This is a genomic window from Lacinutrix neustonica (assembly GCF_026625145.1).
Lineage (GTDB): Bacteria > Bacteroidota > Bacteroidia > Flavobacteriales > Flavobacteriaceae > Lacinutrix > Lacinutrix neustonica.
In genome coordinates, this window is record NZ_CP113088.1 from 923,619 (window position 1) to 946,945 (window position 23,327).

The 23,327-nt window shown below is 32.2% G+C and carries 25 protein-coding genes and 1 pseudogene; all 26 read left to right on the forward strand.

From position 1 onward, the window contains the following. The first annotated feature begins 118 nt into the window (after positions 1-118). The 26 genes and pseudogenes from N7U66_RS05035 (at position 119) to N7U66_RS05160 (ending at position 23,238) form a co-directional block, all read left to right on the forward strand. Entirely contained in the window at positions 119-610 is a 492-nt protein-coding gene (locus N7U66_RS05035; protein ID WP_267677588.1) for a hypothetical protein, read from the forward strand. After that, on the forward strand, positions 610-891 hold the full coding sequence (locus tag N7U66_RS05040; protein WP_267677589.1) for a hypothetical protein: 282 nt from the start codon (positions 610-612) through the stop codon (positions 889-891). Before N7U66_RS05035 ends, N7U66_RS05040 begins: the two co-directional genes overlap by 1 nt. 155 nt (positions 892-1,046) lie before the next feature. Beyond that, positions 1,047-1,385 (forward strand): hypothetical protein, encoded by a 339-nt coding sequence (locus tag N7U66_RS05045; protein WP_267677590.1) that lies wholly within the window; start codon positions 1,047-1,049, stop codon positions 1,383-1,385. A 452-nt stretch (positions 1,386-1,837) separates the two neighbouring features. Next, positions 1,838-2,797 (forward strand): SEL1-like repeat protein, encoded by a 960-nt coding sequence (locus tag N7U66_RS05050; RefSeq protein WP_267677591.1) that lies wholly within the window; start codon positions 1,838-1,840, stop codon positions 2,795-2,797. Between the two features lie 1,097 nt (positions 2,798-3,894). Next, positions 3,895-4,353: a hypothetical protein gene (locus tag N7U66_RS05055; protein WP_267677592.1), complete on the forward strand. Its 459-nt coding sequence runs from the start codon at positions 3,895-3,897 to the stop codon at positions 4,351-4,353. Positions 4,354-5,875: 1,522 nt separating this feature from the next. Then, on the forward strand, positions 5,876-6,517 hold the full coding sequence (locus tag N7U66_RS05060; protein WP_267677593.1) for a hypothetical protein: 642 nt from the start codon (positions 5,876-5,878) through the stop codon (positions 6,515-6,517). 145 nt (positions 6,518-6,662) lie between these two features. Then, positions 6,663-7,058 (forward strand): hypothetical protein, encoded by a 396-nt coding sequence (locus N7U66_RS05065; RefSeq protein ID WP_267676746.1) that lies wholly within the window; start codon positions 6,663-6,665, stop codon positions 7,056-7,058. Then, the gene (locus N7U66_RS05070; protein WP_267676745.1) at positions 7,059-7,193 is read left to right on the forward strand and encodes a hypothetical protein; all 135 of its coding nucleotides are present in this window, start codon (positions 7,059-7,061) and stop codon (positions 7,191-7,193) included. Positions 7,194-7,226: 33 nt separating this feature from the next. Beyond that, complete coding sequence (locus N7U66_RS05075; RefSeq protein ID WP_267676744.1) at positions 7,227-7,469, forward strand: hypothetical protein; 243 nt, start codon at positions 7,227-7,229, stop codon at positions 7,467-7,469. A gap of 157 nt (positions 7,470-7,626) precedes the next feature. Continuing rightward, on the forward strand, positions 7,627-8,457 hold the full coding sequence (locus N7U66_RS05080) for a helix-turn-helix domain-containing protein (RefSeq protein ID WP_267677594.1): 831 nt from the start codon (positions 7,627-7,629) through the stop codon (positions 8,455-8,457). A gap of 60 nt (positions 8,458-8,517) precedes the next feature. Then, positions 8,518-9,102 carry an SRPBCC domain-containing protein gene (locus tag N7U66_RS05085; protein WP_267677595.1) on the forward strand — a complete coding sequence of 195 codons (585 nt, stop codon included), beginning with the start codon at positions 8,518-8,520 and terminating at the stop codon, positions 9,100-9,102. A 3-nt stretch (positions 9,103-9,105) separates the two neighbouring features. Next, positions 9,106-9,648, forward strand: a complete 543-nt coding sequence (locus N7U66_RS05090) for a DUF4287 domain-containing protein (protein ID WP_267677596.1) — start codon at positions 9,106-9,108, stop codon at positions 9,646-9,648. A 157-nt stretch (positions 9,649-9,805) separates the two neighbouring features. After that, entirely contained in the window at positions 9,806-10,549 is a 744-nt protein-coding gene (locus N7U66_RS05095) for a hypothetical protein (RefSeq protein ID WP_267677597.1), read from the forward strand. 34 nt (positions 10,550-10,583) lie between these two features. Further along, a complete protein-coding gene (locus N7U66_RS05100; RefSeq protein WP_267677598.1) occupies positions 10,584-10,784 on the forward strand; it encodes a hypothetical protein in 201 nt (66 codons plus the stop codon). A 1,611-nt stretch (positions 10,785-12,395) separates the two neighbouring features. Further along, positions 12,396-12,914, forward strand: a complete 519-nt coding sequence (locus tag N7U66_RS05105) for an RNA-dependent RNA polymerase family protein (RefSeq protein WP_267677599.1) — start codon at positions 12,396-12,398, stop codon at positions 12,912-12,914. A gap of 34 nt (positions 12,915-12,948) precedes the next feature. Beyond that, positions 12,949-13,590, forward strand: coding sequence for an RNA-directed DNA polymerase (locus tag N7U66_RS05110; RefSeq protein ID WP_267677600.1), 642 nt, complete (start codon positions 12,949-12,951; stop codon positions 13,588-13,590). Further along, positions 13,545-13,961, forward strand: a complete 417-nt coding sequence (locus tag N7U66_RS05115; protein WP_267677601.1) for a hypothetical protein — start codon at positions 13,545-13,547, stop codon at positions 13,959-13,961. The genes N7U66_RS05110 and N7U66_RS05115 overlap by 46 nt, the downstream gene beginning before the upstream one ends. A gap of 189 nt (positions 13,962-14,150) precedes the next feature. Further along, positions 14,151-14,546, forward strand: a complete 396-nt coding sequence (locus N7U66_RS05120; protein ID WP_267677602.1) for a hypothetical protein — start codon at positions 14,151-14,153, stop codon at positions 14,544-14,546. A 161-nt stretch (positions 14,547-14,707) separates the two neighbouring features. Then, on the forward strand, positions 14,708-15,403 hold the full coding sequence (locus N7U66_RS05125) for a hypothetical protein (protein ID WP_267676734.1): 696 nt from the start codon (positions 14,708-14,710) through the stop codon (positions 15,401-15,403). Between the two features lie 855 nt (positions 15,404-16,258). Next, on the forward strand, positions 16,259-16,543 hold the full coding sequence (locus N7U66_RS05130; RefSeq protein ID WP_267677603.1) for a hypothetical protein: 285 nt from the start codon (positions 16,259-16,261) through the stop codon (positions 16,541-16,543). Between the two features lie 439 nt (positions 16,544-16,982). Further along, entirely contained in the window at positions 16,983-19,409 is a 2,427-nt protein-coding gene (locus tag N7U66_RS05135) for a TonB-dependent receptor (RefSeq protein ID WP_267677604.1), read from the forward strand. A gap of 58 nt (positions 19,410-19,467) precedes the next feature. After that, positions 19,468-20,609, forward strand: a pseudogene (locus N7U66_RS05140) (PepSY-associated TM helix domain-containing protein). A gap of 880 nt (positions 20,610-21,489) precedes the next feature. Then, a complete protein-coding gene (locus tag N7U66_RS05145; protein WP_267677605.1) occupies positions 21,490-21,804 on the forward strand; it encodes a hypothetical protein in 315 nt (104 codons plus the stop codon). 37 nt (positions 21,805-21,841) lie between these two features. Beyond that, complete coding sequence (locus N7U66_RS05150) at positions 21,842-21,979, forward strand: hypothetical protein (protein WP_267677606.1); 138 nt, start codon at positions 21,842-21,844, stop codon at positions 21,977-21,979. 124 nt (positions 21,980-22,103) lie between these two features. Then, a complete protein-coding gene (locus tag N7U66_RS05155) occupies positions 22,104-22,616 on the forward strand; it encodes a DUF6933 domain-containing protein (RefSeq protein WP_267677544.1) in 513 nt (170 codons plus the stop codon). A 163-nt stretch (positions 22,617-22,779) separates the two neighbouring features. Continuing rightward, positions 22,780-23,238 (forward strand): hypothetical protein, encoded by a 459-nt coding sequence (locus N7U66_RS05160; RefSeq protein WP_267677607.1) that lies wholly within the window; start codon positions 22,780-22,782, stop codon positions 23,236-23,238. The last annotated feature ends 89 nt before the right edge of the window (positions 23,239-23,327 follow it).

The window sequence follows — 23,327 nt, forward strand, 5'->3', positions numbered from 1 at the left end:
CTTTATCGAAGTCGCTTTTTTTATATTTACAGTTGTCTCTACAAGAAACGTAGTGTCTCAAAATCCGCTACTATTCTTATACTAACCGTTGCCATTAATTTAAAAAAAACCGAGAAAATTGAGTATCGAAAGACAAGAATCAGCACTTCAAGTTATAGTGCATACCTTAAAAGACAGAAGTGGAAGAATGAACTTTCACGAACTTGAGCGAGATTTATCTCGAAAAGGTCACACTTATTATGATGCTAGTTTTTTAGCAGATAGACTTCAACAATTAGAACTTGCGGAATACGTACCAAGGCAACATATTAAACTTACTCAAAAAGGTTGGGATTTCACTACCTTTTATGACCAAAGACTAACAGAACATAGAAACAACGAAGTAGAGATTTTAAATACTGAAAACCTGCAACTTCAGAATGAGAGTTTAAAATACCAAAACTCTATGAATGACAAACAATCGGAAATTGACAATTTGACTATCGAAAATTTAAAATTACAGAATAGACAAATTAAGAGATATGTAATTTATTCGATAATAGCATTTGTCGCTGGAGCAATACTAACTAATATCAGTTCAATACTGAATTTTATAAAATCTTACTTTTAATGGGATTATTAAACATTGTGGTAAAAGACCATAGAAAAAAGCATTATTCACGAATGCACGATTTGAGAGAAGAAGTTGAATTACTTATCTGTGAAAACATAAACAAAATGAATAAAATTGAGGAAATGTATCTTCAATCAATTCAATCTATTGACAGAAGAACTGAAATGACAGAACTTGACAAAGACGGTTGGTCAGAGGACAGAGGATTATATGATAGACTTGTTTTTGAATACCAAGAAAAAACAGGCGAATTAATGCAACGTTGGAAAAAAAACTAATGGCAACACCGTGTATAATTCATTGCTAGTTATAGCCTACTTACGAAAGTCCTCGCGGATTTTCTAGTCGGTTTTTATTTGCTAAATTATGTGCTAAACCACGCAACGCATCATATACATCAACGTTGGCAATAATTAAAACAGAAATACGATTAATGACTTTTGATAATTTATTTGATGTCCTTGAAAACAATCAGATTGAAAGTAAAACTGACAGACAGATTGTAGAAAGAATTCTTGAAGCAGAAAGAGATTGGGTTGTACCAGTGTCTGACTTAAATCAGTTCATAGATTTACTTGAAAAGGAAATTGGAGATAAAGCATCTAAAAGTAATTTGTCAAAATTGCAGGACAGGTATCAAATAAATGGATTTAAAAATTCAGCATGGAATGCAGAAAGTGTTTATTCACTATTGGAAATTTTTGAGTTAACTGATTCGACTGATTTAAATTCAGTATTTACTGATTTATCAAACCGAATTAATAAAGAATAGAAGAGCTTGTGTCAACAAGTTGATTTAGTTTATAATGTGATTACGAGCTTAGAATTTTGGATTAGCTTCATTGTAAAGCAATTTATTAATGAAATACTAAAACTTAAAACTATGAATATATTGAAAAGCGTAATTGTCGGAGTGGGTGCTATTGTGTGGAGCCAAACACAAATTCGACTCGTAGGACTGATTAAATGACATTGACTTATCAAGATAATGGTAAGGGGGTTCGAATCCCCCTCTCCACTCCTTCTAAAAAACTATTGCCAACAATGGCTATAATTAATGCGGGTTTTGGTGCTTAACCCAAAGTTTAGTGCTTTCAACTAAGTCCACCAAATCTTTTGATTTGGCTTTAGAATAAAAAAGATAAAACAAAATAAAAAGTTTTGGCTAAGTGCTTAATCGGAAATTCAGTAATTTTAATTCCCGTACTAATCATAGCCGAGACGTTGGCATTAATTGAGAAAATGAATAAACTAATAAAAATTTCAACCTATATAATTCCACTTATCTTGTGCTTTAATGCACTAGCACAAACTGACTGGACAAACAAATCTGAATCAGAGATTAGTCAATTGGTTAAGGAATGGGAAAAAACTGAACCAAAAAGTGACACTATACTAAACAACTTGGGATACTGTTACTCTAAAGGCTTAACTGTAAAACAGAATTATGAGACAGCCTTTAACTACTATGGTCAGTCAGCTAAAATGGGACACGCAAGGGCTAAAAACAATGTTGGTGATATGTACAAGAATGGTTACCATGTCATCAAAGATTATCAAAAGGCAATAGTTTTGTTCAGGCAGGCTTCAAATCTTGGTGACCCTTATGGAATGTCGAATCTTGCAGACTGTTTTGAGAATGGGTATGGAACTAAAATTGATATTGATAGTGCAATTTTTTGGTATGAAAAATCTGCTGAATTAGGCCATAGCCTAGCTCAGAATAATCTTGGGACTCTCTTTCTACTAGGCAAAAAAGTCGAGCAAGACTTTAATAAAGCCTTGTATTACTTTAAACTAGCAGCAAATCAAAATGAGTCAACCGCTATAACTAACGTAGGTAGAATATACAGACAAGGATTAGGCGTTGAAAAGAATTTTGATTTGGCATTTCAATATTTAAGTCGAGCAGCAGAAAAGAATAATGTTTATGGGCTTTTTGAATTTGGCAATCTCTACTATAATGGGGAAGGTGTAAAAGTGGATTACAAAAAAGCAGCTGATAACTATGAAAAATCTGCTCAATTAGGTTTTGTAACTGCTCAAGTGAGTATTGCTTACATGTATGAAAATGGACAAGGAGTTAGTCAAGATGTAACTATAGCTATTGAATGGTATGAAAGGGCCGCTTCACAAAACGACCAATATTCAATAGGTCGCTTAAAAAAATTAAAGAAAAACTAATGCCAACACAGTGTATAATTAATTGCTGTGGCAAGTGATTATTTGGAAAATTCCTTCGGAATTTTCTCCGGCACGTCTAAGTTTACTAAATTAGTTGCTTATAAACGCAACTAACCATACCCATCAACGTTAGCCCACATGCCCACTCGGCTCGAAAAAAAATTCTAAAGTTGCTTAAAAGTGATTTAAAAATAAAAAAAACAACGCTTCTCACCTGCTCACTCAACCTATTTCGGATAAAACACAACGCGACACTGTTGAGACGGACTCTTTAACGTTTCGGCAAAACTGTATGTGAAATAAAATATCATACTCAATCCTTTTCTGACATCAGTAAAACGCAACTCTTGCGGCGGATTTATATAGCAAACGGCAAATCGTAACGCACAAAAGATAAAATCAATAGTAGCACGTAAAACAAAACTCTGCGGAGCTGCAAAGCCATATGGAGAAAAATAAAATAACGTGGGCTAACAATGTGTAAAATAAATACTACTTTTATGGCTTAACCTAAAGGCAGTTCATGTTAGCTTGCTTCGGATTTTCCTACGGAAAATCCCCGCACACTAACCCGTACTTACCTTACACGAACCGTTAGCCCACATGCCCACTCGGCTCGAAAAAAAATCCTAAAGTTGCTTAAAAGTGGTTTAAAAGTAAAAAACAACGCTTCTCACCTTCTTACTCAACCGATTTCGGATAATAGCACTACGCGCCACTGTTGCGACGGACACTTTTACGTTGCGGCAAAGATAGATGTAAAAAGCTGATGCCGCTCTAAGTTTATTACTCAACCGTATTCTGACTTAAACAACACGAAACTATTACGGCGGATTGCTATTAAAAGCGGCATATCTTAACCTTCAAAATATAAAATCAATAGCTATCTGTAAAACAATACTTTGCGAAACTGGAACTCCAACTGTTATGAAATAAAATAACGTGGGCTAACACGGTGTATAAAAAATTGCTATTTTGGGCTAGCACAATGGTAGTTGCTTGTTTGCTTGCGTCTGATTTTCCTACGGAAAATCCCCGCACTCAAACTACGCAACTTATCATACACGAACCGTTGTGTGTCATTTGAACTCAAACCTATGAAAAGAATTTCAACGTTACTTTTTTTAATTAATCTGACTGTTTCCTGTGCGCAAAACGAGCAAGCCAATGTAATTGGAGAATGGAAAATTATTTCAGTAAATAGTGGAGACTTTTATCTGAATACTCAAACCGATTCTGTTTCTATTTTAAAGCATTTTAAAGAGATTTTCACTGATTCATTGGAATTAGATAATGTCATAAAAGTTGCAAAAATGACTTACGACAATAATGTAATGGAATTCAATAAGAGCGGAATTTATACGCAAAAAATTGATTCGAAATTGAGTATGAATGGAACTTACGAATTAAAACCATCTATTGGAAAAATAAATGTGTTACTAAAAGACAGTGTGAATTGGGAAATGGACTATGAATTAGTCGATAAGCAATTACATCTGACTTCAGCGCTTTATGGGAAAAAATCTGAATTCGTTCTTGAGAAAATTGAAAAATAAAAAAACGCCACACAACACCGTGTATAATTAATTGCTGTGGCAAGTGCTTATTTGGAAAATTCCTTCGGAATTTTCTCCGGTACGTCTAAGTTTACTAAATTAGTTGCTTATAAACGCAACTAACCATACACATCAACGTTATGTACAATGCCTCACTCGGCTCAAAAAAAACCAAATTCGCTAAAACTAAAACTCTAAAGCATTAATTTTTATCAAAAAAATTAACACGCAATTATTACGTAAAATAACGGTTTGTAAACGGTTTAAATAGCAAAACGGAGCAATACGCAACGGATCTACCACTCAATCGCTTTCTGCCAAGTTAAATGCACAACTCTTGCGGACGATTGCTCTACTCCTATTACGGATAAAAACACGAATTTAAAACTGCTGCTTAAAGTAAAACCAAATGTTGCGAATAGCTGACTTTCAGATGCGTAAACGCAATAAAAAGATATAAAACACTGTACATAACAATGTGTAAAAATAATTGCTTGGTTCTATCTTACTCGGAAAATCCTAGCGGATTTTCTTCTGGTTCGGTAATATTTACTATTTTAGGTGCTTAATCACGCAACTATCCTTACACGAAACGTTATGTACAATGCCTCACTCGGCTCAAAAAAAACCAAATTCGCTAAAACTAAAACTCTAAAGCATTAATTTTTATCAAAAAAATTAACACGCAATTATTACGTAAAATAACGGTTTGTAAACGGTTTAAATCGCAAAACGGAGCAATACGCAACGGATCTACCACTCAATCGCTTTCTGACAAGTTAAATGCGCAACTCTTGCGGACGATTGCTCTACTCCTATTACGGATAAAAACACGAATTTAAAACTGCTGCTTAAAGCAAAACGAAATGTTGCGAATAGCTGACTTTCAGAGGCGTAAACGCAATAAAAAAATATAAAACACTGTACATAACAATGTGTAAAAATAATTGCTTGGTTCTATCTTACTCGGAAAATCCTAGCGGATTTTCCTCCGGTTCGGTAATATTTACTATTTTAGGTGCTTAATCACGCAACTATCCTTACACGAAACGTTGTGTACAATGGCTCACTCGGCTCAAAAAAAAACCATATTCGCTAAAACTAATACTCTAAAGCATTAATTTTTATCAAAAAAATTAACACGTAATTATTACGCAAAATAACGGTTTGTAAACGGATTAAATAGCAAAACGGAGCAATACGCAACGGATCTACCACTCAATCGCTTTCTGACAACTTAAATGCGCAACTGTAACGGACTACCGCTCTGCTCCTATTACGTATAAAAACATGACTCTAAAAGTGCTGTTTAAAGCAAAAAGCAATATTGACAACGGATAACACTCGGTGTGATAAATGGAATAAAAAATATAAAGCACTGTACACAACAGTGTGTAAAAATAATTGCTTGGTTCTATCTTACTCGGAAAATCCTAGCGGATTTTCCTGCTGGTTCGTTAATATTTACTATTTTAGAGGCTTAATCACGCAACTATCCTTACACGTAACGTTGTGCCTAATTATGAAAATCCCTTTAAAGAAAATATCAATTGCAATTATCGGAATACTTTTCGTTGGATTTATATTGTATAAAATCACTATTTCTTCACTAGATAAAGAACGGAACTATGAAAAATATGGAATGGCATTTAATGCAAAAAGAGCGGAAATTGGACTTATGGAAATTTCTGAAAATTGGGAATCAGAATATCTCGGTAATTTAGCATATTCTGACGACAACATAACTGGATTTGAGCCTTCCGAATTTGAACAAGTATTTAGCTTCAGTGACATAACAAGTGGAATGAATTATGTAAATCATGCTCCGGATAATAATACAACTTTCATTGGAAAAGTTATTTGGATTAACTCAAATATACTCTTTTGGAAAAATGGAATATCCGGCGAAATGGATATGTATGAAAGAGATATTGACTCATCGACAACAGAAAGTTTGAATATTACATATCATTTCAGAGACGACAATGGAAATAAAGATTACTTTGAGGCTAATCATTCAATTTATAAGTTAGACGAATTCTCTTGCGGAACACCTTTGATAATGGAAAGAGAGGAACAGCGGATTTACGGAAAACCTTATTTTGGAAACATTACAAAGAAACAAGCTGATAGTATTTTAACAAAATGGAATAAAAAAAACTAGGCACAACAACGTGTAAAAATAATTGCTTGGTCCTCTCTTACTCGGAAAATCCTGCGGATTTTCCTCTCGGTTCGTTAATATTTACTATTTTAGAGGCTTATAAACGCAACTATCCTTACACCAAACGTTGTGTGTAATTTGAGAAATGAGACAAACGATAACCAAAAGTGATAAAAATTTAAAGATTCTGAACAACCTAATTGTGAACGGATTTTACAATGGTTATGTCGGAACTAAAAAGTTCGAATTAATGCGGAATCGTTTTCCTAACAACCATAGAATAATCGGAATTTCAAATGACGGAAAAAATTACGATTTGAAATTTGACTTTAAATCACCATTGAATATTGCAGTGAAATTTTTACTCACACTCGGAATTTTGATTTCAATAATTTCGTTGATTAAAGGAAATTGGATTTTACCAATTGTAGTTGTTATTTTTGGACTGATTATATTAATTGACTTTAAACTAAAAGAGAAAAAAGAAATCAATTTTTTTACAGACAAACTATTAGTATTCCATAAAACTGAATTCGAATAAATGGAAAATCATAAACCTTACGATAAACAAATTGGATACTCTCACGATTTTGAGGTAGAATATCGCATTTTAACGCAATCAGAAGGTGGCAGAAAAACACTTCCTTATCAAGGAATTCGTTGGGATTTTTGGTAAGAATATAATGGGAAACATAAAGACCAGCTTTTTATGATTTGGCCTGAATTTATGGATGAGAATGGACAAGTCATTACTCAAAAAAATAGTCCTGTTCCAACTTCAGGAAAAGCTAAAATGTGGATTATTAATGATGCATTAAGAAAATACCACAAAGATAAAATTAAAATAGGAATGAAAGGTAATGGTCACGAAGGTGGAACAGTAGTTGCCAAGTATGTAGTTTCTAAAATTGTTGGGCTAATGACGAATCCTATAAAAGAAATTGAAAAATAAAAACTACACACAACACGGTGTATAATTAATTGCTTTGGCAAGTGCTTATTTGGAAAATTCCTTCGGAATTTTCTCTGGTACGTTTAAGTTTACTAAATTAGTTGCTTAACACGCAACTAACCATACACATCAACGTTGTAGCCAATACGAATAAACAGTGATATTTGAAACTCACATATTAGAAAAACCGCTTGTAGACTATATTGAAACTATATTTTATTACAAGGATTTTAAGCGGGACCATTCAATCGAACGTTTAGTGCCAACAGGACACGTTTTTATCATATTCGAATTGGATGGGTTTGAATATTATACCTTCGATAGAGATACATTAAAACCCAACGGAACTTTTAAAAATGTATGGATTTACGGAATGCACAAAGATTTTCTCTCTATTTCGGCACACCAAGATTCCGAAATGCTCGTAATTCAATTTAAAACGAATGGTGCATTCCCATTTTTTGACACACCAATCAATCAATTTAACAACAAAGTAATAGATGCACAAGATTTCTTTGGCAACGAGATTTTAGAATTGAGACAAGTAATTTTAAATGCAGAAAATCCTTCAGAAAAATTTAAATGTGTAGAAAATTGGTTGAACACTAAATTTGATATAACCAAGACAGCGAGTGCTGAACTTCTAAATGTATTATCTCAATTATATACAAAGCCAATTTCAGAAAGCAATAAAATCATAGCTTCTTATCCTCTTTCTCAAAAACATCTAATTAATCAATTCAAAACCTATTTTGGATTGACACCAAAGGCATTCCATAGAATTTTCAGGTTCAACGAAATACTTAAGCAAATTCAGAACAAAAATCAATTAAAATGGGTAGACATCGCCTACGAATTTGGGTATTCAGACCAATCTCATTTCATTAAGGAATTTAAAGAGTTTTCACGCTTTAATCCTCAAGAGTTTATTAATTCTGACTTCCATAAAGACGAACCGAATTTCTTTCCTTTGGACAAGAAAGGTTAATTTTTTACTATCTCATTAGTATTTTTTTATGGTACTTTGTGTTTTATCAGTTTTACTATTATGAAAAAAGTATTATACACATTATTGTTTCTATATTTTCCTTTTGTTTTAGTTGCTCAAACAACTGGAAATACTGAAAACAGAATTACATCTGTTATTGATTCTTCGAAAGTTGATAATATGGTTTTAAAACAGTCATTTATTGTCAATGTAGCTTTAGATTCCGTATGGAATGCTTATACAACTAAAAAAGGTTGGGAAAGTTGGGCAACAGCAATCGCAGAAATAGATTTTAAAAACAACGGAATTATCAAAACCAATTATAATAAAGCTGGAAAAATTGGAGATGAATCTACCATTACGCTTCACATACTAAATTATATCCCAAAACGGATGTTAACGCTTCAGGCTGAATTGACAAAGAATTTTCCTGAATTTATGAAAGCCGATGAAAAAGACTTGTACAATGTAATTCTTTTCGAAGAAGTAAGTTCCACAAAAACAAAGGTTACCTCTTATGGAATTGGATATAAAAACAATGAAAAGTATATGTCATTGATGAAGTTTTTTATCCAAGGTAATGAACAATCTTACTTAAATTTAATGTCCTATTTAGAAACAGGGGAACCAAGTGCAAAGTATTAAACTATGGACAAAGCATTACAAACAATGATTGACAATATGCCTGAAAAAACAGGCAAATCACTAACGGAGTGGAAATCTTTACTTAAATCAAAAACGTTCGTGAAGCATAGTGAGGCTGTAAATTATTTAAAAAAAGAACATAATGTAACACACGGATTTGCTAACACTATTGTGTCGTTATCAAAAGAAGAAAAATCCAATGATAAAAATTTGGTTGCAGAACAATACAAGGGCAAGGAAAATTTATTACCAATTTTTGAAAGTTTAATCTCATTAGTTAAAAAATTTGGAAGCGATGTGAAAATTACACCCAAGAAGACAGAAGTAAGTTTGGATAGAAAAAGAAAGTTTGCCGTAATAAAACCTGCTACCAAATCACGAATTGATTTAGGGTTAAAACTTAAGGATAAATTAATAACCGAACGTCTTGAAAATTACGGATCTTTTGGAACAATGTGTACGCATAGAGTTAGATTAACTGACATAAGCCAAATAGACTCTGAATTAAAAGAATTACTGAAAGAAGCCTACCTAAAAGCAGAATAAGTACTGGCTACAACAACGTATATAAAAAATAGCAAAATTAGTGCAAGCCGTTTGGTTTGCACTTTTTTATTATCTTTCATCTATCCGAAAAGTGAGGCATTTAAAACCTGCTACTTTTCTTATACAATACCGTTGTAGCACATTTGAGAAAAAACTAATGAACAAACTATTAAGCCTAATTCTTCTATTAATATTTACTACACCTATATTTAGTCAAATAGATACTACCAAAGTCTCTTTTATTGCATATTGGTCAAAAGGTGACAATTATAATTTTAAAGTCACTAAAATTAAAAAAATGTGGACCAATGATAAACTAACTAAAAATGACTCTACGCAATACATTGCTAACTTCAAGGTTATTGACTCAACCGAAAAATCCTATACAATTCAATGGTCTTATAAAAATTATCTAATAAACACATATAAAGAAAATCTGAATAAAATATACGAGGACAAAAAAGCAGTTAATGAAATTGTCAAAAAATATGATGTAACTAAAGTTATTTACAAGACAGATGAATATGGAGAGTTCTTGGAAATTGTTAATTGGCAAGACATTAGCAAGTTAATGAGTAATATGCTCGGAGAATTAGAAAAAAGCATTCAAGCTCGAAAACCGGACAAATTAAAAGAAGTAAAACAAGCAATGAAACCTTTAGCTGAAATTTACAGTTCTAAAGACGGAATTGAACAGTTAATACTTTATGAATTACAATATTTTCATTTTCCTTTTGGAACTGAATACGATTTAAACTCACCATTCGAATATGAACAAGAATTGCCAAATATGGTTGGTGGAGAACCTATTAAAGGCAACGCCAAATTATCAATCGTAGAAGTTGATTTTGAGGAATTTTATTGTGTACTTAAGGAAGAAGTAGAATTAAATCCGAGATGACACCAAAAGACAAGTAGTTGTTTTATTAGAAAAAATGGGAATTGAGGGAAAAAAAGCTGAAGAAATAATGAAAACCGCAGTTTTTGATATCACTGATTTAAATTACTATCAATATTATTATGACCCTGGAATTCCACATAGAATATACGGAAGTCGTAAAACATTGGTAAATATGGATAACAGCAAAGCAGAAAACTTCGAGGAATTGGAAATTGAATTAATTTACGAAGAATAAAAAACGTGCTACAACAATGGCTATAAGTAATTGCTTGTTCTCGCCTGCTTCTGAAAATCCTCGCGGATTTTCAGTTTGGTGTGTACTTGCAAAGTTGAGTGCTAAACCACGCAACTACTCATAGCCGAGACCGTTAGCCCACATGCCCACTCGGCTCGAAAAAAAATTCTAAAGTTGCTTAAAAGTGGTTTAAAAGTAAAAAAAACAACGCTTCTAACCCTATTACTCAACCGATTTCTGTTAAAGCACAACGTGACACTGTTGCGACCAACTCTTTTACGTTGCGGCAAAACTGCATGTGAAATAAAATATCTTACTCAACCCTTTTCTGACGTAAGTGAAACGCAACTCTTGAGGCGTATTGGGCATAAAAACTCTTAATCTTAACACGTAAAAGATAAGAATCAATAATTCTCTATAAAACTAAAACTTGCGTTCTAAAAACCAATCTTGTGGGAAATAAAATAACGTGGGCTAACACGGTGTATAAAAAATTGCTATTTTGGGCTAGCACAAAGGTCGTTGCTTGTTTGCCTGCTTCTGATTTTCCTACGGAAAATCCCCGCACCCAAACTACGCAACTTATACACATCAACGTTACCAACCATGCCACTCGGCTCTAAAAAAAACACTCCTTAAACGATCTCTAAGGATAAAAACTACTAAAGTTAGCAGTCAAAAATTTACAATAACTTTCTCAGCAAATAAGAGCGCAACTCTTAATTCGGACAATACACACTCCTACTCTTTTCTAAAAACGGATTTAACTCCGGCTCAACTCATATGGCGGACTGATTAGCATTACGGCTTATCAAATACCAAAATCTGACTTCGGACTGACAAAAGCAATGCGCAATCTTTGCGGCGGATTGATATACGAAACGGCTAACTGGGTAAATTAAAATAACGGTTGGTAACAATGTGTAAAATAAATACTACTTTTATGGCTTAACCTAAAGGTTGTTCGTGTTAGCTTGCTTCGGATTTTCCTACGGAAAATCCCCGCACACTAACCCGTACTTACCTTACACGAACCGTTAGCCCACATGCCCACTCGGCTCGAAAAAAAATCCTAAAGTTGCTTAAAAGTAGTTTAAAAGTAAAAAAACAACACTTCTCACCTGCTCACTCAACCTATTTCGGATAAAACACAACGCGACACTGTTGCGACGGACTCTTTTACGTTGCGGCAAAACTGTATGTGAAATAAAATATCATACTCAATCCTTTTCTGAGATCAGTGAAACGCAACTCTTGCGGCGGATTAGAAATAAAATCGGTATATCTCAACACATAAAAAATTAGAATCAATAATTCACTGTAAAGCAAAATCTTACGTTTTAAAATCCACTCCTGTGGGAAATAAAATAACGTGGGCTAACACGGTGTATAAAAAATTGCTATTTTGGGCTAGCACAATGGTAGTTGCTTGTTTGCTTGCTTCTGATTTTCCTACGGAAAATCCCCGCACTCAAACTACGCAACTTATACACGAACCGTTGCCCACAATTAAAGAAACATCATAAATGACAGAAAAAGAGATGCTAAAGTTGGGATATTTCCCCAAAGAACTTCCACCACCATTTGAAAGCAAGTCTTTTTCGGATAAAATTGACATTATTAAAACACAATGGAATTCAGTATCAAGTCCATTTGCAAGACCGAGAACGTTTAAAATATTCTGATTCTAATTGGGTTGTTTTTTCAATTCCGAAAGTACAATTATCAAGACGCATAATAAATATCCCAAATCCACTTCACCAATCAAAATTAACTTCAACTATTGCGGATAGATGGACAGAAATTGATGAAATATTAAAAAAATCGACCATTTCATCAAGTTCACCAATTGAAGACCCTAAAAAGGATAGAGCATTAATTCCTAAACACAACTTTAGTGAATTTAAAAGAAGGCGTTTAAATGGATCATTTGCCAATATATATGAAGTAAGAACTGATGTATCAAGATTTTACGGAACAATTTACACACACTCCATACCCTGGTTAGTTCACACAAAACCTGTAGCTAAAGCAAATAGAACTGATACGACATTGCTTGGAAACGCTTTAGATAAAGATTTAAGAAATCTTAACTCCTGGTCAAACAGTAGGAATACCAATTGGACCTGATACTTCATTGGTCATAGCAGAAATAATAACTTGTTTGATGGACGAACAAATTCAAGCAAAATTAAAAAATGTAAAATCCTATAGATTCATTGATGACTATTATCTGTATTGTGACAGTTATGCTGATGCTGAAAAAGCATTCAAATTTATCCAGTCTCTTCTAACAGAATATCAACTTGACATTAATGAAGAAAAAACAAAAATTTCTAAAGCACCTTTTGCATTTGACAGTAAATGGTCAATTGAGTTAGGTTCATTTACCTTTAGAAAAAGAGCAAATTCTCAATTGACAGACATTGAAAGATTTGTAAGTCTTTCACTTATTCATTCAAACGAGAATCCAAAAGACTCTGTATTGCTTTTCTCAATTCAAGTCCTCAAATATTTACAACTATTTGATGAAAACTGGGACACTTACGAATCACTTATTCTAAAAATTGGAATAACAGAGCCAAGAACATTGCCAGTAGTAACTGAAATATTAGCATCCAATATTGGTCGAATTTCAAAAAGAAAAATTAAAAATATTATCGAAAAATTAATCGATATTCATTTACCCAAAGGTCATAATTATGAAGTGGCTTGGGCACTCGGATGTGTGTTGAGTTTAATATTAAACTTAAAAATAAAATGGCAGAACGGATTTTTGCTTCTAATGATTATGTGTCAATGTTAATCGCTATGGATTTAAAAAGCAGAGGACTTATTAACACAACGGTTAGTACAGACGAACTTTTAACTGAATTGACAGAGGAATCATTAATGAATGAAAATTGGTTGTTTACTTATGAATCAATTAAGAAAGGTTGGTTAACACCAACCGATAATCCAATTGATGAAAACAAGTATTTTGAAATTCTCTTAGCAAATGGAATATATTTTTACAAAGAAGATGCTAAAGTGAAAACATTTACTGTAAAGAAACCAACAGAAAAAATAAACGAGACTACCAAGAAACCTGAAACTGAAGAAGCTACAACAATCGTTTCGGAAGTGGTGGTGGAGGTAGTTCGTATTAAAAAAAACTGTGGGCAACACTGTATATAGCAAATAGGGCGTTCGGTGGTTTACGAAAGTTAAGTGCTATTTACAAACACCGCCAAATCGTTGATTTGGCTTTTAAGAATGAATAAATTAAAAACAAAATACAACGTTTTGGCTCAGAGCAAACTTGAAAGTTTATCGCTTTCTACTGCCCTACTTGCCATATACTAACCGTTAGCCACAATTTAAAAAATGACGTTTCCAATAATTGACATATCGACTAAAAAATGGAATTACGAAGATTTGATGGAATATGTTTGTTACGATGAATATATCTACACAAATAAAGATTCGGTTTTTGAAAAATATTATAAAGACAAATTATTTTGTGACGGAAATGGACAAATATACAAAGCCATTGGAAAAGCTGAAATGACTGAAGAATGGCGGAATTGGTTAAGATTTATCCCAAATGTTTGGAAAACAAAAATTGTGTTTAAGAATATGTATAAAGAAATGCCTATTGAGGAACTTCGGACTTTCTTACTCGAACGGATTTCTGACTTGAAACAAGATGACTTTACCCGACAATGGAAAGTTGATGTTCAAAAAGCAAAAACTCATTCGGAATTAATAAATGACAAATAAAAAAACAGTGGCTAACACCGGCTATAGTTCATTGCTTCTGACTTTCCTCGCGGAAAGTCCTCGCAAATTTGCTATCTTCGGTTTACGGCGGAAAATCCTCGCGGATTTTCACGCAACGAAACCATAGCCATAAACGTTAGCAAAAATTAAAAAACACTAGAATGAAAAAAATTAAATTATTCGTAATATTCTCCTTTTTATCATTACTTACTTTTGGACAAAGTGAATTATCATTTAATATAGTTAAAGCTGAATATAAGGCTGACGAACAATATTTAAAAATAGATTTAATAGTAAAGAACAATACCGATAGTACTGCATTTTTTATCAAGCCTAAAAACTACTTTTTCGACAAACACTATGATAAAAGAAATCAACTAGGTTTTCACGGACTTAATGTTGCACCTTATAGTTTGAAAATAACATCAAATAAAAAATGTAAAACTAACGATGAAGGCTATATACAACCAATGCAAGATAATGACCAAACACATTTGAAAAGTGAAATGGTTGAAATAAAACCAAATGAATCTAAAACCTATAAAAACATAAAAATAGAACGTTTCGATGGTAATTTCTGTAAAAAAAGAGAATATAAAATTCAACTAAATTACAAACATAATGTTCAAGTAATGGATGAGAAATTAGTTACAGAAATAAAAGAGAAATATGACTTAATCAAAAAAGAAACAATAGAATTGAATTATATATTATATTACAATGCAAGTAGTTATAGAAGTACTGAGAAAGACAATTTTAAAAAACTAAATGAATTTTTGAATAAGATTCCAAAAATGAAAATGTTAAATAATAAAGAATTTTTATCTAATTCTATTATTGCAACTGAAGTAGAATAACTTTTGCTAACAATGGCTATAATTAATACGGGGTTTGGTGTTCAATCTAAAGTTTAGTGTTTTTTTATAAAGTCCGCCAAATCTTTTGATTTGGCTTTAGTACAAAAAAGATAAAACAAAATAAAAAGTTTTGGCTAAGTGCTTAATCGGAAATTAATTACTTTTAATTCCCGTACTAACCATAGCCGGAACGTTACCTGCAGCTAAACAAACCATCGTGAAACAAATTGACTTCATAGCTGAATTAGAATTTTTATCTACTGAACAAGGTGGACGAAAAGGATATGCAAGTTCACGGTTATCGACCACATATTGAATTTGAAAATTACCCGTAATACTTAACTTCAGGAAACCAGACTTATATTGGAAAAGAAAAAGTTGAACCTGGAGAAAAAGTAAAAGCAGAAATTGCAATTTTAGGAACTGGATATTTTGCAAAACGGCTTTATGAAAATATGGAATTCAAATTTTGCGAAGGAAGTCGGACTATTGGTTTCGGTAAAATAATCGAGGTTATAAATACTGACTTAAAATGCGAATCTGATATTGACCAAAAGACAATAAATCTGAATTTATATCCAATTGACATAAAAAATAGACTTGAATCTGATTATGGGAAAAACTCGGAGAAGCTAAAAGAAGTATCCAAGAATTAATAATTTCCAACAAGGATTTTAGAAGTCAAAGAATTGTTCGAGCAGCAATATTTACAGGAAATAAGGACATTGTTCATCTGAAAAAAATGATTGAATTAACACGAATTGATTGGAGAGATTTACTTATGAACGCAGAATATGAATATCCCGAAAAAAGAGTTCGTGATTTTAACAACGAATTCGGAAAAGAAAAAATAAAATGAACTATAACTTTACAAAATTCGATAATAAAGAATATTATAAAAACAGTACGACTTCCGAAGTCAAATCTTTGGTCTACAAAATTAGGAATCAGGCATCTGATTCACCATTTGTGAATTTTGACATTAGCGAATTAATTTTGGCTCATTTGCCATTGTCCAAAATGAATTATAACGAAAGTGGATTAAAAGAAACAATTTTTAATGCCACTTGGTATTTTAGAAAAGGGAATGAAGAAAAAATATTTGACATTATAACTGAAAAGTTAAAAGCCAGCAGGTAACACCGTGTATAATTCATTGCTAGTTATAGCCTACTTAGGAAAGTCCTCGCGGACTTTCTATCTGTGATTTATTTGCTAACTTTAGTGCTTAAACCACGCAACGAAATCATACACAATCACGTTGTACACAATATAACAAATCACATTCTGAATATCAAAAACCTATGAAAAATGGGCTTATTTGGAATGTTCCTCGCTAAAAAAGTTTTCAGAAAATTTAGTACTTAATTCCCGCAAGAGCAAAAAATTACTCTGCGAGATAATTTCTTTGCACTTGCTACTTTTCGTCTTCGATAGAAAAAAAACACAGTACTAACAACAGAAAATCAACTTCTTAAAAATCTTTATTTAGATTTATTCTAAATAATTTGCCTATGTCAAATGCGAAATATATTTTTGTCGAAAAATTAATTATTTATATTTAGTCTAAATAAAAACAATGAAAAATTTATTACTAATCTTAACCTTATTTTTGCTAACTAATTTAGCATTTTCACAAAACGGAACAGTTTCCGGAACTGTCACAGACAATAATAAAACTGCTCTTTTCGGAGTAAATGTTTCTTTAAAAAACACCACCAAAGGAACGCAATCCAACGAAAATGGAGAGTTTGAAATAACTAATTTAGAAAACGGAAACTACACGCTTTCAATTTCTTACTTGGGATTTAAAACAAGAGAAATTTCCATTTCAGTTTCAAATAATCAAAACACAAAATTAGAAACAATTATACTTTACGAAGGAAATGAAATCTTGAGCGAAGTTGTTGTTGAAGGAGAAAGACGTAATAAATTTTCGAGAAAGAAAACAGCATATGTTTCTAAACTTCCTTTAAAAGATATTGAAAACACACAAGTGTATAGTACAATTACCAATGAACTTTTACAATCACAAGTAGTTACAAATTTTGATGATGCTCTAAAAAATGCAACAGGAGTAGAACAATTATGGGCTTCAACTGGTCGTGGTGGAGATGGAGCTGGATATTATGCTCTTCGTGGATTTTCTGTTCAACCACAATTAGTAAATGGTCTGCCTGGATTAACAAACGGAACAATTAATCCTGCAAATATTGAACGTATTGAAGTTCTAAAAGGTCCTTCTGCAACTTTATTTGGAAATTCGGTAAGTTCTTATGGTGGACTTATAAATGTTGTTACCAAAAAACCTTATGTTGGAACTGGTGGAGAATTATCTTTTACATCCGGAACTTATGGACTTAATCAAATCGTGGGAGATTTCAATACTGCATTAAGTAAAGAAGATAATTTGTATTTCAGATTAAATACAGCTTACACTACAGAACAAAGTTTTCAAGATGCAGGTTTTAGAAAATCATTTTTTGTAGCACCATCTTTATCGTATAAAGTCAACAACAGACTTTCATTTTCATTTTACGGAGAAATCACACAAGCAGAACAAACAAATCCAACCTTTTTATTCTTGAACAGAAGTGCACCAACAGAATCAGCTAATCTTGAGGAATTGGGTTACAACAACAAGCTTTCGTTTACAAGCAACGATTTAACATTGCTAAATCCAACACAGAATTATAGAATTGAAATGGACTATAAATTGTCGGACACTTGGCAATCACAAACCTTACTTTCCAAAAGCTCAACTTCTACGAAAGGCTATTACTCGTATCTATTTGAATTTGGTATTTTAGGCGATGATACATTTTCTCGTTTTATCAGCAAACAAAATGCAAATACACAAACAACCGATATTCAACAAAACTTTATAGGAGATTTTAAAATTGCATCGCTTCGAAATAGAATCGTTATTGGATTAGACTATTTCAATGCAACCGAAACAAGTAATAATAGTGGTTACGCATTTTATGGAAATATAACACTTGAAGGAGGCTCAAATGGAGACAATCCTTTTACGCCGGATGTTGTAGAAACTGATTTATTTCCACTTTCAACTGCTGGAGTTGATGGTGTTTTAGAATCGCAAGCTGTTGGAAACAATAAATCCTCTTATAATATTTATAGCATCTATGCTTCAGATGTTGTGAACTTTACAGAAAATCTATCTGCAATGATAGGTTTACGATTAGACCGTTTTGACAATAAAGGAGATTTGAATAATACAGAAGACGATTTTGTACAAACAGCTTTTTCGCCAAAATTTGGCTTACTATATCAACTAATAAAAGACAAATTATCTGTTTTTGCTAACTATCAAAATGGCTTTAATAATGTTGCACCTCAATTAGTAGGAAATCCAGAAGATGGTCCACAAAGGTTAGAAACTTTTAAGCCGGAGCAAGCCAATCAATTAGAGTTTGGATTGAAAACAAATTTCTTTAATAACCGTTTAAACGCAACTATTAGCTATTACGATATTAAAGTAAAAGATAGAGTTATCATTGACCCAAATTCACCTTTTAATAGAATTCAAGGTGGAGAAATTGAGAGCAAAGGTGTAGAAATAGAAATCAATGCCAATCCACTTAAAGGGTTAAATATAAGAGCTGGATATAGTAATAACGAAAGTATAACTACAAAAACGGACGACCCATTAATTTTAAATAAAAGACCTTTAGAAGCTGGTCCAAAAACACTTTATAATCTTTGGGCAAATTACGAATTTCAAGAAGGAAAATTAAATGGTTTTGGTGCTGGCTTTGGTTTTAATGGTGCAAGTGAGCGTTTTGTAAAGAACTACACGACAACAGGCAATTTTACATTACCAAGTTATATAGTTGCAAACGCATCTGTATTTTATCAAGCCGATAAATATAGAATTGGGTTAAAATTAAACAATGCATTTAATAAAGAATATTACAAAGGTTGGTCAACTATAAATCCACAAACACCAAGAGCATTATTGGCAAATATTTCATATAAATTTTAATTAGTCAAAGTCAAAAGGGCAACTTATTTTAATAGTTGCTCTTTTTAAATTTAAAACAATGTCATTTAAAAAAATACTTTTTCAACTACATAAAATTTTAGGACTTGCGACTGGACTTGTTGTTTTCATTGTTGCAATTACAGGTTGTTGTTGGGCTTTTAAAGAAGAAATTGAAAGCCTTTATGATGATTATAAAAAAGTAGCACCACAAATCGAATCTAATTTAACACCAACAGAAGCAAAAGAACTTACTAAAAAAATATTTCCAAACAACTCTGTTCACGGAACTATTTTTGGAAAAAATGACGATGCTATTGAAGTTATTTTTTATGATGCAGAACCGTAGTTTTACCAAAGTGTTTTTCTAAATCCGTATTCAGGAGAAATTATACAAATTGACGACCACCTTTCAGGTTTTTTTGCTTTTATCTTAAAAGGTCATATGCGACTTTGGTTACCAAAAGATAATGGCGAACAAGTAGTTGGAGTGTCGATTTTAATTTTTCTTTTAATCATTATTTCGGTTTCTTTTTATGGTTACCTAAAAAGCGTAAAAACTTAAAACAGCGTTTAAAATTTGATTGGAAAAAAACAACACGTTGGAAACGTAAAAATTTCGATTTGCATACAGTTATAGGGTTTTATGTTTGTTCACTTGCGTTAATCATAGCATTTACGGGTTCAATGATGTCCTATGATTGGCTTCAATATGTCGTTTATAAATCGGCAGGTGGAGAAAAAAATCCCACTTTTTTAATACCTGAAAATCAGAGTGAAAACCTTGTAAATATAACTGATGTTTTACCAATAGATTTCCTTTTAACTAAACTCGAAAAAGAAAAACCAAATGCGGAAAGTTTTGAAATACATTATCCACATTCCAATTCAGATGCAATTTATGTCGAAGTAGGCAATAGTAAAGGTTTACACTACGATGCAGACTTTTTGTTTTTTGACCAAAACACATTGAACGAAATACAATCCGAAACCATTTATGGAAAGTATGAAAACACCAAAGTTGCTGACAAAATACTACGAATGAATTATGACATACATATTGGAGCAATAGGAGGAATTGTGGGCAAAATTATTGCATTTTTAGTTAGTTTACTCGTTGCAAGTTTGCCAGTAACTGGAATTCTATTGTGGTACGGACGAAATTATAAAAAGAAAAAATCTTTAGATAGCATTAAAGTTTAGTCTATAAATTACCATTCCACACACTTTTACGCCAACGCTTCATCCAAGCAAAAAAGAGTGTTCCATTACATTGCAGAAGAAACATTTGAGAAGAAAACTTTTGAGTAAGTTGGTTGTCTATTTACTTTAGTATCTGCCATCTGAAATTGGACAAATTTGAAACTAAAAGTAATTGCATAAACGAAATATTAAGTACTTAAAATCAAAGGCTTGGGGAAAATACTGTGTACAACAATGTATATAAAACATAGCTGTCACAGGATTTCCGAAAGGTTTTTGTGTGTTTACAAAGTACGCCAAATTTTTAATTTTGTATATTTAGAACAGAAAAATAAAATATAAAAATTAAAAATTCGCCTCGTGTATAATCCGAAAAATTAGTGTCTTTTTAGACGCTACGTTTCATATACCAACCGTTACCAACCATGCCACTCGGCTCTAAAAAAAAACACTTCTTAAACAATCTCTAAGGATAAAAACCACTAAAGTTACCGGATAAAATTTTACAATAACATTCTCGGCAAATAAGAGTGTAAATCTTACGTCGGACAAACCTCACTCCTACGCTATAATAAAAACGGATTTAAGCCTGGCGCAACTCTTAAGGCGGACTGATTTACATTACGGCTAATCAAATACATAAAAACTGATTTCGGTCTGACAAAAGCAATGCGCAATCTTTGCGGCGGATTGATATACGAAACGGCTAACTGGGTAAATTAAAAGAACGGTTGGTAACAATGTGTAAAATAAATACTACTTTTATGGCTTAACCTAAAGGCTGTTCGTGTTAGCTTGCTTCGGATTTTCCTACGGAAAATCCCCGCACACTAACCCGTACTTACCTTACACGAACCGTTGGCAATAATATCGAAACCTAATGAACATGAAACAAATCATCACAATAATATCTTTATTTATATCATTAATTAGCTTTTCACAAATTAATTTGACTTACGAAGAAGTTCAACAGAAATTCAGAATCGAAAACATATCAGAATCTCAAACAGCTGAAAACCATTTTGAGGTTAAAAAACAAAATGAATCGGAAACAATTAAATTCAATTACAATACTGAAAATATCGTGACAATGATAGAAATTGAAAGTAAACAAGCAATAGATAATCATCGATTTCATAAACTTGTAAAAGAACTTAATCCAAAATTTAAATTGACATCATCTCGGAGAAACTGATACAATAAATTTTTATTACGACTCAAAAAATAAACTTTTGAATATTAAAGTATATAAAACAAGTAAAAAATCTGAACTGAATAAAGTTATTTTTATTTCAGACACTGAAATAATTTCGGAATTAATTCCGAGATATAAAAAAATGGAAATAAATACTATTGCCAACAATGTATAACCGCAATTACGGCGGATTCGACTCCGTCCGAATCCACTCGGAATTGCTAAAGTCGTTGCCTAAACCGAAAATTAACGCATATTAACCCGTAACTGCGGTTATACGAACCGTTATGCACAAGTGAATGACAACACCAATTTACATATCAAAAAAACTTGAAAAACTTGTGTCAAAGTATGTAAGCCAACCAACTATAGAATCGATCTCAAAACTCGGAAAATGGAATGGGACTGTTTTCTATGTCAACCGAAAAAAGTGTTGGCTAATTGTAAACGCTGAAACTAAATTTTCTCTTATAATTCCGGATCTCAAAGCTTCTGACATTAAAAATTTTCAAAATGTATTCCTGGATAACCTATACAGCCAATTTATTTACGAAAATATAATCTTAGATTTTAAAGAATTGAAGAAATATATTGGAGAAATAAATATTTTGCCGACTGATGGTGATCGCAAAACAATTGGAACTCAAAATTATTATCTTGAAAATATTGAATATTGGAAATATGAATATGGAACATTTGAAAATATGCCTTTCCGCGATATAGCCAAAAGATTAAATTTCACGCCAACCGAAGTTTTTAAATGGAAGAATCCACGGGAAGTAATGATTACAAAAATAAAGACCTGTGCATAACAATGTGTAAAAATAATTGCTTGGTTCTCTATTACTCGGAAAATCCTAACGGATTTTCCTCTCGGTTCGTTCCATTTTTACTATTTTAGTGGCTTATCAACGCAACTATCCTTACACGTAACGTTGTGCGTCATTTAAGAAAACCGAACTAAAATCAAACTGAATGGGAATATTTGATAAATTATTTGGAGGTAAAAAAGAAAAAATATCTGACTCGTCTTCTAATCAAGAACTTCGAATGGAATATAATATTATGAAAAATATCTCATTGGAAAAAAGTCAGAAATATGAAAATACTGAACTGTATGAGCTCGTTGAGAACGGAATTTATAAAGACCTGAATGACGACGATGACGCAAAATACCGAATAACTATCGCTTACGAATTGGAATCCGATGATAGCAATAATCAATATCCTTTAGAAGATGTTTTGGACAAATACTATTTACACGTTTCCGACTTTTTGGAATCGGAAAATAATACTGAATCCAACAAATATAAACTTGAATTAGGCGGAGATTTAAATGATATAAAAAAGTCTAAAGAAATAATTGGAAAAAGGATTTTCAATCGTGACTTTTTAGATGAAGGACAAGTTAGAGTGAATTTAATAATTGAATAAAAAACGAATGCACAACAATGGCTATAAGTAATTGCTTTTTCTCGCCTACTTTGGAAATTCCTGCGGAATTACCAACTTGGTGCGTACTT